Raw genomic sequence first — 13,319 nt, forward strand, 5'->3', positions numbered from 1 at the left:
TCCGTCGTAATGCTGGAGTTCTCAGCCCTCTAATAACTAGAATCGAACCCATGAGCAACACAAGACCGGGCCTTTACGACACGCTCATTACCGAGGCCCTAAGCGAGACGATCGCGAAGCTTGATCGTAGCCTGGTTCCAATCAAAGGCTTGTTGCGAGCAGCGGATGCGCCAGACCGGATCTCCCTGCACATTGCGCGACTGATCGCGAGAGCCATTGGCACGATTGACGAGAAGGAACGTGCCAAAGTCGGACTCGCTCTTGCGCGTCACCTCGTCGCCGAGATCCACAAAGTGGTCGCAGAGGCCGAGGTGGAGCCCGAGCAACTGATTGTGACAGGGGAGGTCCTTCAATCGATCGCCCGCCGTAACCCAGATGGCACGGCCGAAGCTGTTGCCGGACCCCTTATCCCGTTACTTGATACGACGCTGTTAACAAACGCGCCGGGCGAGCCAAGAATTGGAAGCCAGCTTGTTACAGAGATTGAATCCGCCGACGCGATCTCTGTCGTGATGGCCTTCATCCGCTATAGCGGGCTTAGACCACTGATCGAGGCCTTAAAGAAGCATTGCGCCGCCGGCAAACCGTTGCGTGTCCTGACAACTATCTATACAGGATCAACCGAGGCCCGTGCGCTTGACGCACTCGTCGCACTCGGCGCAACTGTACGAGTCTCATATGACATCACGGCAACGCGCCTTCATGCGAAAGGCTGGATGTTCGAGCGGCAGTCCGGATTCTCCACAGCATACATCGGTTCCTCAAATCTGACCCATTCAGCCCAGCACGATGGCCTTGAGTGGAATGTACGCATCTCCGGCGCCCGCAACCCGTCGGTCATCGAGAAACTTAGCGCGGTATTCGAAAGCTATTGGAGCAGTTCCGACTTTGAGTCGTACGTTCGCGCTGAGTTCGAAGCGAGGCTGAAAGTGGAATCCAGGAAGGGTGGCTCGCTGGCATTGAGTCCAATCGAGCTCATGCCACAGCCCTTTCAAGAGAGGTTACTGGAGCAAATCGAGGTATCTCGGCAGCTCGGGCACCATCGAAACCTTCTTGTAGCTGCGACCGGGACGGGAAAGACGGTTATGGCTGCGCTCGACTACGTTCAATTGAAGTTCCGTCTGCCACGCTCTCGCCTACTGTTCGTGGCCCACAGAGAAGAGATTTTGCAAAAGAGTCTGGAGACGTTCCGCCTTGCCCTGCGCGATCACTCTTTTGGTGCGCTCTGGGTTGGCGGTAAGCGTCCATCGAGCTTCGAGCACGTATTCGCATCCATTCAAAGCCTGAGCGCCACGGGATTTGCTGATTTGTCTCCAAATCACTTTGACGTGGTCATCGTCGATGAGTTTCACCACGCCGCGGCCAGATCCTATTCATCGTTACTCTCGCATATCCAGCCCGTGGAGCTATTGGGTCTCACTGCGACGCCGGAGCGCGCTGACGGCCTGCCTCTACTCCACTGGTTCGACAACCGAATCGCCGCGGAGCTGCGTCTTTGGGATGCGATCGAGCAGCATCGCTTATGTCCATTCTTGTATTACGGTATTCACGATGGAGTGGATTTGCGTCATGTTCCTTGGCGGCGCGGGCGGGGTTACGACATAGATGAACTGACTAATGTGTTGACCGGGAATGACCTACGAGCAAGCTTGGTCGCAAAGCAGCTGAACGAGCATGTCGCCGATGTTTCAAGAGTGCGTGCCCTCGGGTTCTGCGTCAGCATCAAGCACGCACACTTTATGGCCAGAGCATTTAACCGGATCGGGATTCCATCAGTTGCAGTTTCTGGCGAGACCGATTCAGGACTAAGGATGCAAGCGTTAAAAGACCTCGAGGCCGGTCGCACTAACGTTGTGTTTTCTGTCGACCTCTTCAATGAGGGAATTGATGTTCCCGCCGTTGACACGCTGCTGCTGCTTCGCCCTACGGAGAGTGCAACATTGTTTCTCCAGCAACTGGGACGTGGCTTGAGAAGGTATCCCGGAAAATCCGCATGCACCGTATTAGATTTTGTTGGCCAACATCGCAAGGAGTTTCGATTCGACCAACGATTTCGAGCTCTGCTTGGCGGTTCGCGGGCTGACATCATCGGGCAGATCCAGAACGGATTTCCATTCTTGCCCGCAGGCTGTCATATGCAACTCGACCGGGTCGCATCAGATATCGTGCTCGCGAGCATCAAGCAAGCTATTCCAAGCGGATGGGCGGCGAAGGTTGCGGAGTTGCGCTCCATGCAGAGCGGCAAATCCGATGTAACCCTGGGCCAATACCTTGGCCGTTCCGGCTTGGATCTAGAAGACATTTACGAAGGAAAACGCTCGTGGTCGGAACTGCGTGAGTCCGCTGGGTTGCCTATCGCAGGAGCTGGGCCCGAGAATGATGGGCTCCGTCGGGCGTGCGGCCGAATGCTTCATATAGATGATCTCAACCGCATCGACACATATCAGCAGTTTCTGAGCTCCGGTCCGCCGGCCGCCAATGCTCTGTCGACTCACGATCAGCGGCTCCTTCGAATGCTGGTGGCCTCAATCACCGGCTCAGCGGCTGAACGGGATACGACTCTGGAGGCAGCAACCCGCCTTCTTTGGGAACATCCTCAAATCGTCCTGGAGCTCCGAGAAATACTGGGAGTGCTCCGTCAGAGGGTTAATCACGTTCACCATTCCCTTGCAAACAAGGCCGAAGTGCCGTTGCGGGTCCATGCTCGTTACACACGAACGGAGATCCTGTCCGCATTCGGCGTCGGTGATGCTGCTATCCCTCCAGATTGGAGAGAGGGTGTCCGCTTCGTCCGGGATGCGCGCGCTGATCTTTTCGTGTTCACGCTGGACAAAACCGATGGACAGTTCTCCCCGACGACGCGCTACAAGGACTACGCGATCAGCCGCGATCTAATTCATTGGGAATCGCAATCTACGGTTCGTGAGTCGAGCGAAACTGGTCAGCGATACCAGAAACATGTGTCTATGGGCACGAGTGTCCATCTCTTCGCGAGATTGCGCCGCGATGATCGCGCCTTTTGGTTCCTTGGGCCGGCGACCTATGTTAGTCACACTGGGGAGCTCCCGATGGCGATCACCTGGAAGCTAGATCACGCGTTGCCTGGTGATCTGTTTGCGCAGTTTGCGGCTGCGGTTGCTTGATGGTGAGGGGGGGCTTTGGGATGGAGTGGGCTTTACTCCGGGTTCATCGGCAACTAGTTCCCAGCAATTTGGAGGCCCCGATGCGTGGTGGAGTGACAGGGAATAATGTGGTCAGGGTGAAGGGATTTGCGCTGTTCCTGCACCGCTGGTCCGTGTTCGAGTCAGATAGATCGCATGCTGCGCGTGGGTTTCGGCTAGATGTGACCTATTCGGGAGGTGTTGGTACCTGCGCGCCAGCTGCAATCTGCATAACGAAATAGGGTGGCGGTGGGCGTTGATCCCGCCGCCGAGACATCACTCGCATCCGAGACCCCATGCGTCCCGCACTACTCTCACGCACAATTCACACGTGGCTCGGTCTCATCGTTGGGATTCCGCTCGTGCTCTGGACGCTCAGCGGCTTCTACATGGTCGTGGTCGACCTCGATTTCATTCACGGCGACCCGCTCGTGCGCAACGTTCGCGTGCCATTCGAGGCGAAACCCCCTCCGGTTTCGTTTGCCGCCGTGGCGAATCGGTTCGAAGGCGTCACTCAAGTGTCGTTGCGTGCTTTGCCAGGCGTGATCGCTCCCGTCTACGAAGTGACGACGCGCACCGGTAAAGCACTCGTCGATTCCACGACCGGGCAGGTGCTCTCGCCATTGCCGAAAGATGCCGTGTCGAATCTTGCCCGCGAGTACTACGCAGGCGCGGGCAAGCTCACCACACTGACGCTGATCGAGCGCGACGCACCTCTGGAAATTCAGACTCGGCCTCTGCCGATCTGGCGTGGAGATTTCGACGACTGGTCGGAAACGAGCCTCTATATCGATCCGGACACAGGTGTGCTCGTGACGCGGCGCCACCGTTTCTGGCGATGGTTCGATTTTCTCTGGATGTTTCACATCATGGATTTCGACACTCGGACCGATATGAACAATGCGCTATTGCGGACAGCAACGGCGGCAGGAGTGGTCGCGGTGTTGAGCGGTGGTTGGCTCCTGTACTTCAGCTTCCGTCGGAAGACGCCAGTACGGCGGCCCAATTCCTCAATCGGAACACTGTGATGCGATTCCTAAGAAAACTCCACAAGTGGCTCGGCCTCATCGTAGGCCTGCAGGTGCTGCTCTGGGCGGTGAGCGGCCTCGTGTTCGCATGGCTGAATCATCATGACGTCTCGGGTGAGCACAGCGTGCGTGATCCGCAGGCGCAAGTGCTAGCAGCGTCTGCATCGTTCGTTGAGCCGGCGAGTTGGTTGGGTGAGCTGGACTCGAAGGAGATTCTCGAAATCCGTCTTTTTTCAGTGCTCGACCGATGGGTCTGGCGCGTTGAAACGGCGCAAGGTGTCATGCTGCGAGACGCCGTCAGCGGTGAGGTCACGAACCTCTCGGAGGCCGAGATCCGCGACTTGGCGCAGGAGCAGTATGCCGGCAAAGGCCGACTCGCGTCCGTGACGTTTCACCCGAATGAAACGATCGAGACGCGAGATTCGGGTGCGACGTGGCAAGCGCGCTTTGATGACGAGCGGGGTACAACGCTCTACTTTTCCGCGGACGACGGCCGGTTGGTCCAGACGCGCGGCGACAGCTGGCGGCTGTTCGATTTCTTCTGGATGCTGCACACGATGGACTATCGGGGGCGTGACAACTTCAACAATCCACTCGTGATCACCATCGGCTTCGCCGCGCTTTGGTTGTCCCTGTCCGGGCTGCTACTTCTATTCAAGAGCTTCCGCCGGCAAGACTTCGCGTTCATTACGCGTCGCGGATGACCGCACCGCCGATAGGCAGGATACGGCATCCGCAGAACGTTGCGGTGCGCTCGTCGCTCAGCGATACATGCCTTCTCGCACGGGTCGAGATGAGCTCCGCATTGGCGATGGGCTTTGTATCGGCATTTACTCTCTGCAGCGCACGCTCGTCGATGCCATTCGGCTGCGACATCAGGAAGGGGCCGATGTCGCGTGGGAAGCGCTTCGTCGCTGGATTGCGCGCAACGTGAACTGCGACGGCTTCTCGGATTGACGACGCCGTCAGCGTTGCGGCTTTTCTTTGGCAAGCGGGGCCACGTATTTCACGAGGCTCAGCACCGTCTTGCCCGGCTCCTCCCACGGAATCATGTGGGAGGAGTGTTCGAACCACACGCCTTGCTTGTATGGAGCCTTCACCTTGGCCAGCCACGCCGCGGTCGGTTCGGAGGGAGTGGTGTAGTCGTGCCGGCCCATGAACATCACGACCGGAATCGGAAAGCGAGTGACGTTCTTGTAGTCGACTTCGAGGAATTCGGGCAGCACGCGTCCGAGTGTGAAAAGACTGCCTTGATCGACAGCGCAAACATCAGCCGCGCTGTACTCCGGCGAGAGCAGCGGCGCGCTAAAGAAATACTTGGAGTCGTTGCGGTACGCGGTCAGCCCGCCGTAGTACTGCGCCCACTTCCTGGCAATGATGATGCGATCACGGGTGATGGGCTTATCGCCAGGATAGGGGGCGATAGTCTTCATCTCATCGACGGCCGCCGTGTTGCCGTGGGCGATTGCCTGTTGCATGCCGTAATCGAAACTCACTCGCTCGTTGTCGTGAGTGTTGATCACCTGGCCGATGCCCACGTACGCGTGAAACAGATCGGGCCGCTTGAGCGCCGCGCCCATGCCGATGACCGTGCCCCAGCTGTGTCCCATCAGGATCATCTTGTTCTTGCCGTAGCGGTGGCGGATGTATTCGGCGGCTTCGATGGCGTCGTCGATGTAGCGAGGGATGTGCAAGCTATCGCCAACGGCGTCGGAATGATCCTCGACATAAGTCTTGCCCGCACCGCGCTGGTCGTAGTTCACGACGGTGAAGTACTCCTCGATGGGGCGCTGGAACTGCCACAACATCGGAATGAGCGGCGATGCCGGGCCGCCGTGCACGAACAGAATGATGGGATTGGCGCGATCGGTGCCGCGCACGTTGAACCATTGTTCGATGCCGCCGATGCGGGTCTTGAAACTCTCTTGCACTCCGTTGGGCGTGAGGATGCGATCGCGGTCTTCGATGACTTCACGCGCCTTCTGATAGGGCGCTAGATCGGCGCACGAATCGGCGCCGGCGCGACCGCAGATGGCCGCGGCCACGAACACAAATATGCACGCCAATAGCTTCATAGTCGAATATCTCCTGGTCGAAAGGCCCGGTTATGGACCGAGACGAGCCATCGGCTTAAATCCCGGAAGCGCAGATCGCTCATTTATACGCGCGTCGGAGACCTTCGCGGCGTGCTGTCCAAGCTAACCGTGACGAAGCAGCCGCGGGAACCCCTGAGTCCACGTGCAAAATATCCGCGCAGCCGTCCGGGGCATGAATCGCTGTATCTCGCGAGCCTGTTGACGCTATTGTCCGCATCCTGGACAGAGCGCTCAACACTTGATTTGCTCGCGAGATCCTGCCGCACGAGGCTGCGCTGGTGCGCTCTGAAGCTCGAGCGGCAGCTGGGTACGATCGAACGCGGTAAGCGCGCCGATTTTCTGCTGGTCGACGGCGATCCCACGCGGGACATCGGCGCCCTGCGTCGCCTGCGGTTGGTGATGAAGGAGGGCTCGGTGGTTGTTCCCGAAACGATCTACACTAGCCTGCAGGTCAAGCCATTCATCGAGGGGGCACGGATCCTTCGTTGATGGGACGAACGAGGGAGCAACGATGCGAAGTTGGATGAGGGTTCTGGCGATAGGTGCAATGACTTACGTCGGTGTTGCTTCGGCTGAAGATCCGACTAGCGTGCGTGCGAGACAGATCGGCATCGAGCCTGGCGTGCTTCAGCCGGGAACATACAACGCGATCACCGATGTCGACGGCGTCCGGGTCGGGCACGTCACGCTCAGAAAGGGCGACAGCATCCGTACGGGCGCGACCGCGATTCTTCCGCACGGGGGCAACTTGTTTCAGGACAAGGTGCCGGCCGCCGTCGTCGTCGCCAACGGGTTCGGAAAATTGATGGGGTCGACGCAGGTCGACGAACTGGGTGAAATTGAAACGCCCATCGTGCTGACCAACACGCTCGGCGTGCCGCGGGCCGCCGAAGCCATCGTGAACTGGACGCTCGCGTATCCAGGCAACGAACGCGTCGTCTCCGTGAATGCGCTGGTCGGAGAAACCAACGATAGCCGATTGAACGACATTCGCTCGCGACCGTTGACGGCCGAGATCATCGCCGAAGCCATCACCGGCGCACGAAGCGGGGCGGTCGCTGAAGGATCGGTCGGTGCGGGCACGGGCACCGTCGCGTTTGGATGGAAAGGTGGCATCGGCACCAGTTCCCGCGTGCTGCCGAAGAAGCTCGGCGGTTACACGGTGGGTGTGCTGGTGCAATCTAACTTCGGCGGCATCTTGCAGATGGACGGCGTGCCCATCGGCGAAGCGCTGGGCCAATACTATTTGAAGCAGGAGCTCAATGACAGCAGCTCCGATGGCTCGATCATCATCGTCGTAGCGACGGATGCGCCATTGTCGCCAGGTAATCTACGTCGCCTTGGCAATCGCACGCTTGCCGGTCTGGCTCGCACTGGCTCATCGTTCTCCAATGGATCGGGCGACTACGCGATCAGCTTTTCGACGGCGGCAGGCGTGCGTCGAACACCCGCCGTCCGCGCGGCCGTTGCTGAGATCCAGGATCTGCCGAACGATCAGATCTCGCCGCTGTTTCAAGCTGCCATCGAGTCGGCCGAAGAGGCCATCTACAACTCGATGTTGATGGCTCGCACCGAACGTAGCTTCAACACCGTCGAGCGGAGCTGGGTGACGGTCGATGCGCTGCCGGTGGAGCGGGTCAAAGAGATCCTGCGCGCTCACGGCCGGAAGATGCAGTAGGTCTCGCTGTGCAAGTCTGCATCGGGCCGTCGCGGCCCGATGCAGGCTGTCGCGCTGAGCGATTCAGCCACCATCGACTTCATGGCCAAGGTCGTCGCGTTGACGCCGGCAAACTGTGATCAGGCGTACATGCCCTTGATCGTGCATCAGGTGCCGCAGATTCCCGACCGCTCCACGGCAATCAGCTGAGCGATGCGCAAGAGTGTCTGATGATCAATCAGTCGGAGCGCTTCGCGTTGGCGGGAGACAAGCTGGGAGGCTGGCTCGATTGGCCTCAGAATCTCGACTACATCGCCTGTCCTCGCTGCGACCGACGAATGGATGTCATCTTCCAGATTGATTCGAGCTGCACCTTGCCACATTACTTTATGGACGGCGGAATGGCGTGGGTGAGCCAATGCAAAGATCATCCTGACGTGCTTGCCTTGAACTGGAGCAGTTGACATGAGTTTCGGCGCACGCATGTCGTGGCAGTCGGAAGCGATGCAGGCGTGGATACGACGATCATGGCGAACGAAATCGGTCGGTATAGAGCGCCAGCGCATCTTAGTCGACGCGAGGATTTGAACCTGCGATTGGTACGCTCGCGGGAGCTTGTACGTGCGAGTTGCTAGTCCCGAAGAATTCTCGAGCGGTTATGTATGTCTCTTGGGAGGTGCGAGAAAGTCTATAAAAAGCGGCGTTTCTCGATGTTCCCTTTCTTGGATCGTTCATGCATGCTCAAGCCGAAATTGGCAGGAACGCCCCCCAGGGCGACACCCCCGGAGCGGCGGTGAAGACTGCCAAATCGGTGGCTGGAACCCAAGAATTTGGGGTGACACCCCAGGAGTGAGTCGCTCATGAACAAGCTCACAGACGTAGGGATACGCGCGGTGCTGGAGAAACCACGGAACGGTCGCGTCGAATTGCCCGACGGCGCAGTGCCCGGACTCACGCTTCGAATCGGGAAGACGCGGGGCGCGACGTGGTCGTTGATGATCCGTATCGCTGGTGAAGGTGGAATCACCGATCGAGGCCACGCTCTGGTGGGTCCGAAGCGGCGCCTCACGCTGGGTACATACCCGCATGTTTCTTTGCATGCCGCGAGGGCTAAGGCCAGCGCATATCTCGATCAAGCAAGGCGCGGTGAAAGCCCGGTGGAAGCGCTGGAACGAGCAGCTACTGGCCGGCTCACCGTCGAAGGTCTGGCCGAGAAGTTTCTCACCGACTACGTCTATCTCAAGCAACTGCGGTCCGCATACAACTATGAGATCGCCATTCGGACTCACATTGTCGCGGAGGTGGGGCGGGTGGTGGCCGACATGCTTACTCGTGACCAGGTGCGTAGTCTCATGAAGAACGCCATGGTTCAGGTAACTCCTACCGGGCAGGCAAAGGCGCGCCGTCGCGGTGGTGTCGAAGCCGCGAGAAGTGTGATGGGGGTCCTCCGTAAGATGATCAACTGGGGCATTCGTGAGCGGCTGCTGAAGCGCGTAGACAATCCCGTCGCGGGGATGCAGGACAACCTGCCGAAGAAGAGGAAGAAGGAGCGTGTGCTGTCTTTGGAGGAAGCTCGGATCGTTTGGCATGCCGCTGGGACGCTGGGCTATCCGTTCGGTCCGCTCTATCGCCTGATCCTGTTGACGGGTTGCCGACCTGGCGAGTGGGCGCAGTGTCGCCAGTCATACATCGACCTCAAGCATTCGCTGCTGGTCATTCCGGCGCAAGCGTATAAAAGTGATCACGTACATGTCGTGCCGCTTGTGCCGGTCGCCGTTCAGATTCTCGAATACACTTTGACGAACTACGCTGGACGACAGGGTGACTATGTCTTCAGTGGCACCGACGGTCTAGCTCCGGTATCCGGATGGACGAAGGGGCACAGCAGAATGATGCGCGCCGTGACGGCTGTGAGTGGTGAGCGCGACGTGGTGCCTTGGACACCACACGATCTGCGCCGAACAGTTGCAACTCGGATTGCGGAGCAACTCGGCGTCGGCGGCGAGCAACTCATCAAACGAGTTCTCGGGCATGCCGACGGCAGCGTCACAGCTATCTACAACCGATATGGCTATGTGAAGGAAATGCGCGAGGTTCTCGAGCGCTGGGCGGAGGATCTTATGGGCGGGGAATTCGATCCCGCGAGCATTTTCTCTGAGCCCGAGACGGTGCCGTACGTGATTGTCGAGGAGACGAGCGTCTCGTGAGCAACGCGTACGCTGGCTCGCTTTGATGGTCCGCTCGGCACTGTCCGCGCCGTGAAGGCGTGTGGCGCATTTCTGGCGACTGCTGGAAACTCTCGCTCGGCGGCCTTGACGGCGCGGCGCCACCGAGCGAAGAGAGTTAGTTCCGAGCGATCGGTTCAGCGCCGAGTTAGTGGCGTGTTCGCGGCGATACGCGCTGCCAGCCAAGCTTGCACCTCAGCTTCCACCCACGCGACGCGCCCAGCTGTGAGCTGCACGCGCTGTGGAAAGTCGCCCCGACTCTGCAGCGCGTAGACCTTTGCCTTGCTCAATCCCGTCATGCTCGCTACCTGAGCGAGTCGGAGCATGCGGATTGGCGCGGTAGGGGTCACATCGCTAGACACGTCCGGCTGTGTGGAAGCCTGTGCATCTATCATGTGACCGGCGAGGCTGCGAACCTCGATTCGACCGGACACTGGCGCAACGGGTGTGTCCGATCGTGTTGCGGGTATCAGGCGGAGCGGTCGAGAAGAATCCGTGTTCATGAGCGTTACTCCTGGTCTGATTTCGATGACCGAGCGGCGTGGCTTCACTGCACGCACAGCATTCCCCAGCGGACGTGAAATGTCAGCGGGGAGTTTCGCCGAAAATTCGGCGAATTAGGCTGGTGGGTCATGCATGTATTGGCGTGGTTGCATGGGCGGTGATCTTCAGTCGGCATTTGTCACTCGAACAAAGATCATTCCTGGTCGGCGAGCAAATGTCAGGCGGAGAAATTGACGAGAATTGATAGAAACAGAGGTGTGTTAGCTCTGCTCGGAGGGCGATTGCAAGAGATATGGCCGCCGTCGGTGAGGCGCGTTCCTGATGCGTTTCGCAGGATAGCCGGCGAATCTGTTCAGCTACTCGCGGGCGGGTGTGGCACTGGCGGGGCTCATGGGGACAGCTCTCTACAGGCGTCCGGATCCGTCTCAGCGAGTTTCGCCGAGACTGTGATGCTCTGTTTTCGATCGGTGTGGTCTATGAGTTGGAGCAGGCACGCGCGGCGCACGTGAGCCGTCCAGCGGCGGAACTGGCCGACTTCATACGCACACCTAGCTGCGAACGGGCGGCCGGGTCTCATCGGAGGCAGGGAAAGGTGGACGGCCGGTCTCAACATGGGCAGGAATTCCCGAATCCGGCGGGAGCAAGCAAGCCACAACGGTCGCCCGGAATTCCTGCCGAAGAGCAGGATCAGTTGTCAGATGCCCCGGGAACTGGCTGGACTCTGCTGCTGACATCGTCGGCCTCCTGTGGGATCGGGTCCCGATGAAATCGTAGACAGGATGCGGTTTCCTGTGTACGATTTCATCGGATGAGCCGTAAAGCAACCATTCCAGGGCGAAAGGCCTTGCCGCCGGCCTTCACCTACACGCAAGCCAGGGCCGCAGGTATCTCGGCCGAGCGGCTCTATGCCTATCGTTCTCAAGGGCTCATCGATCAGGTCGCCCGCGGGCTGTATCGCTGGGCTGATGCACCCCAGGTCGATCAGGATCTATTGGAGATTGCCCATCGGGCGCCCCGAGGCACGCTTTGCTTGGTCACTGCGCTTGCTCGCCACGGACTGACGGACATCATTCCGCCGCGCATCGACATTGCATTACCTCGAGGCAGTCGCACCCCAGCGCTGCGCGAGACGATCCAAGTTCATGTCTTCGCCCGGGAGACATTCGAGCTGGGTCGAGATGAACTCAGTATCGGCGATGGACTTTCTATCGGCATCTACTCTCCGGAGCGCACGCTCGTCGACGTCATTCGACTGCGACATCAGGAAGGGGCAGATGTCGCGTGGAACGCGCTCCGTCGCTGGATTGCGCGGAAAGGTTCGAAGCCTGCTGCGCTTCTCGCGATGGCGAAACACTTTCGAGGCGCGGAGAAAGCTGTCCGATCCGCATTGGAAGTCGTTCTATGAGTCCCGTGGATCGCACGTCAGTTGCCGGTGCACGCTATCTTGATCTCCAGCGCAAAGCGCGACAAACCGGGCGGCCAACAGATGAACTCATACAGCTATACGCGCTCGAGTGCTTTCTCGATCGCCTGACGCGGTCCGAGTATGGGCAGAAACTCGTCCTCAAAGGCGGCGTGCTACTCGCAGCTCTCGACGCCCGCCGCCCAACAAGAGACATCGACCTGGCGGCGACTGCGCTCCGAAACACGGAGGCCGAAATACTGAATGTTGTTCGCAAGATTGCTGGCATCGCGCTGGCCGATGGTATTGCGTTCGACCCCGAGCAGGCGACCGCCGAGTCGATTAGAGAAGAAGACGATTACAGCGGCATACGCGTGACGCTCGGCGGAACGCTGTCACGGGCTACGGTTCGGCTCCACGTGGATGTGAACGTTGGCGATCCAATCTGGCCAGAGCCGCAGCACGTCAACCTGCCGCGGTTGCTAGATGGTGCTCTGCAGGTGCGCGGATATCCGTTGGAGATGGTGCTCGCCGAGAAAGTTGCAACAGCGATTGCTAGAGGCACTGCCAACACTCGATGGCGCGACTTCGTGGACGTATATGCCCTGGCCATGCGGCATCCAGTGGATGGAGCAACCTTCCGAGCATCTCTTGATCGTGTAGCACAGCATCGGAAGCTTGCTCTCGCGCCATTGGCTGCCGTATTAATTGGATACTCCGAACTCGGCCAGGCACGGTGGAGTGCGTGGCTGCGAAAGCAGAGACTTGAGACAACCATACCAACAGAGTTCGCTGCTGTGCTGGACCGCGTAATCTCGTTTGCCGATCCGGTCATTGCTGATCAGGCAGGTCTTGGCATCTGGGATCCGGATCAGCGGCAGTGGCGTGAGCGACGCGGCCAATGACGCGCAGCCCGGCACGGCCTATGCGAGACAGGCGGAGGAATGTCGGCTCCGCCTGTGCTCTGCAGAAGAGCGCCACTAATGACGATATTCGCCGCGACCTGCTCGATGCTGCCCGCGCTTCGAAAATCAATCTGTCTGCCATCCTTGAGCAGGCATTGATCGAGCAATTGCGGGACGCGCAGGATCGCCAATGGCGTGAAGAAAATCGCGAATCCATCGCTGCCTATAACGAACATGTCGAGAAGCATGGTGTGTTCTCGGAGGGCAGTCGGAGCTTCTGATGCGCAGTTCACTGTGTGTAAGAACAAGAATTCGTGGAGACGGCGGTATATCCAAATGTC

General features: G+C 59.1%; 14 protein-coding genes. 12 read left to right on the plus strand and 2 right to left on the minus strand.

Translation table 11 applies throughout. The features are described from left to right. The first annotated feature begins 50 nt into the window (after positions 1–50). The 4 genes from EK373_RS10740 to EK373_RS10755 all read left to right on the plus strand — a co-directional run bounded on the left by EK373_RS10740 (position 51) and on the right by EK373_RS10755 (position 5,146). Positions 51–3,143: a DUF3427 domain-containing protein gene (locus EK373_RS10740; protein ID WP_129642652.1), complete on the plus strand. Its 3,093-nt coding sequence runs from the start codon at positions 51–53 to the stop codon at positions 3,141–3,143. A gap of 314 nt (positions 3,144–3,457) precedes the next feature. Next, on the plus strand, positions 3,458–4,189 hold the full coding sequence (locus EK373_RS10745; protein WP_129642653.1) for a PepSY domain-containing protein: 732 nt from the start codon (positions 3,458–3,460) through the stop codon (positions 4,187–4,189). Continuing rightward, positions 4,189–4,893: a PepSY domain-containing protein gene (locus EK373_RS10750; RefSeq protein ID WP_129642654.1), complete on the plus strand. Its 705-nt coding sequence runs from the start codon at positions 4,189–4,191 to the stop codon at positions 4,891–4,893. The genes EK373_RS10745 and EK373_RS10750 overlap by 1 nt, the downstream gene beginning before the upstream one ends. A 67-nt stretch (positions 4,894–4,960) precedes the next feature. Next, positions 4,961–5,146: a hypothetical protein gene (locus EK373_RS10755; RefSeq protein ID WP_129642655.1), complete on the plus strand. Its 186-nt coding sequence runs from the start codon at positions 4,961–4,963 to the stop codon at positions 5,144–5,146. Positions 5,147–5,154: 8 nt separating this feature from the next. On the opposite strand, the gene EK373_RS10760 is transcribed toward EK373_RS10755, so the two are convergent. After that, complete coding sequence (locus tag EK373_RS10760) at positions 5,155–6,264, minus strand: alpha/beta hydrolase (protein ID WP_129642656.1); 1,110 nt, start codon at positions 6,262–6,264, stop codon at positions 5,155–5,157. 111 nt (positions 6,265–6,375) lie between these two features. On the opposite strand from EK373_RS10760, the gene EK373_RS10765 reads away from it, so the two are divergent. The 5 genes from EK373_RS10765 (at position 6,376) to EK373_RS10780 (ending at position 10,149) form a co-directional block, all read left to right on the plus strand. Further along, the gene (locus EK373_RS10765; RefSeq protein ID WP_129642657.1) at positions 6,376–6,774 is read left to right on the plus strand and encodes a hypothetical protein; all 399 of its coding nucleotides are present in this window, start codon (positions 6,376–6,378) and stop codon (positions 6,772–6,774) included. 58 nt (positions 6,775–6,832) lie between these two features. After that, the gene (locus EK373_RS10770; protein ID WP_198683211.1) at positions 6,833–7,963 is read left to right on the plus strand and encodes a DmpA family aminopeptidase; all 1,131 of its coding nucleotides are present in this window, start codon (positions 6,833–6,835) and stop codon (positions 7,961–7,963) included. Positions 7,964–8,002: 39 nt separating this feature from the next. Next, the gene (locus EK373_RS33040) at positions 8,003–8,152 is read left to right on the plus strand and encodes a hypothetical protein (RefSeq protein ID WP_157994316.1); all 150 of its coding nucleotides are present in this window, start codon (positions 8,003–8,005) and stop codon (positions 8,150–8,152) included. Positions 8,153–8,172: 20 nt separating this feature from the next. Beyond that, entirely contained in the window at positions 8,173–8,406 is a 234-nt protein-coding gene (locus EK373_RS10775; RefSeq protein WP_129642659.1) for a hypothetical protein, read from the plus strand. 396 nt (positions 8,407–8,802) lie between these two features. Further along, positions 8,803–10,149, plus strand: a complete 1,347-nt coding sequence (locus EK373_RS10780; protein WP_129642660.1) for a tyrosine-type recombinase/integrase — start codon at positions 8,803–8,805, stop codon at positions 10,147–10,149. Between the two features lie 155 nt (positions 10,150–10,304). Here EK373_RS10780 and EK373_RS34135 read toward each other — a convergent pair whose 3' ends face one another. Beyond that, a complete protein-coding gene (locus EK373_RS34135; protein ID WP_322095820.1) occupies positions 10,305–10,670 on the minus strand; it encodes a helix-turn-helix transcriptional regulator in 366 nt (121 codons plus the stop codon). Between the two features lie 809 nt (positions 10,671–11,479). On the opposite strand from EK373_RS34135, the gene EK373_RS10790 reads away from it, so the two are divergent. The 3 genes from EK373_RS10790 to EK373_RS10800 are packed head-to-tail and all read left to right on the plus strand — an operon-like array spanning position 11,480 to position 13,259. Beyond that, positions 11,480–12,076 (plus strand): type IV toxin-antitoxin system AbiEi family antitoxin domain-containing protein, encoded by a 597-nt coding sequence (locus EK373_RS10790; RefSeq protein ID WP_129642661.1) that lies wholly within the window; start codon positions 11,480–11,482, stop codon positions 12,074–12,076. After that, a complete protein-coding gene (locus EK373_RS10795; RefSeq protein WP_198683212.1) occupies positions 12,073–12,978 on the plus strand; it encodes a nucleotidyl transferase AbiEii/AbiGii toxin family protein in 906 nt (301 codons plus the stop codon). The genes EK373_RS10790 and EK373_RS10795 overlap by 4 nt, the downstream gene beginning before the upstream one ends. Next, positions 12,975–13,259 (plus strand): type II toxin-antitoxin system CcdA family antitoxin, encoded by a 285-nt coding sequence (locus tag EK373_RS10800; protein ID WP_232831065.1) that lies wholly within the window; start codon positions 12,975–12,977, stop codon positions 13,257–13,259. Before EK373_RS10795 ends, EK373_RS10800 begins: the two co-directional genes overlap by 4 nt. Positions 13,260–13,319: the final 60 nt, after the last annotated feature.

It is taken from the genome of Peristeroidobacter agariperforans, assembly GCF_004138335.1.
Classification (GTDB): Bacteria; Pseudomonadota; Gammaproteobacteria; order Steroidobacterales; family Steroidobacteraceae; genus Steroidobacter; species Steroidobacter agariperforans.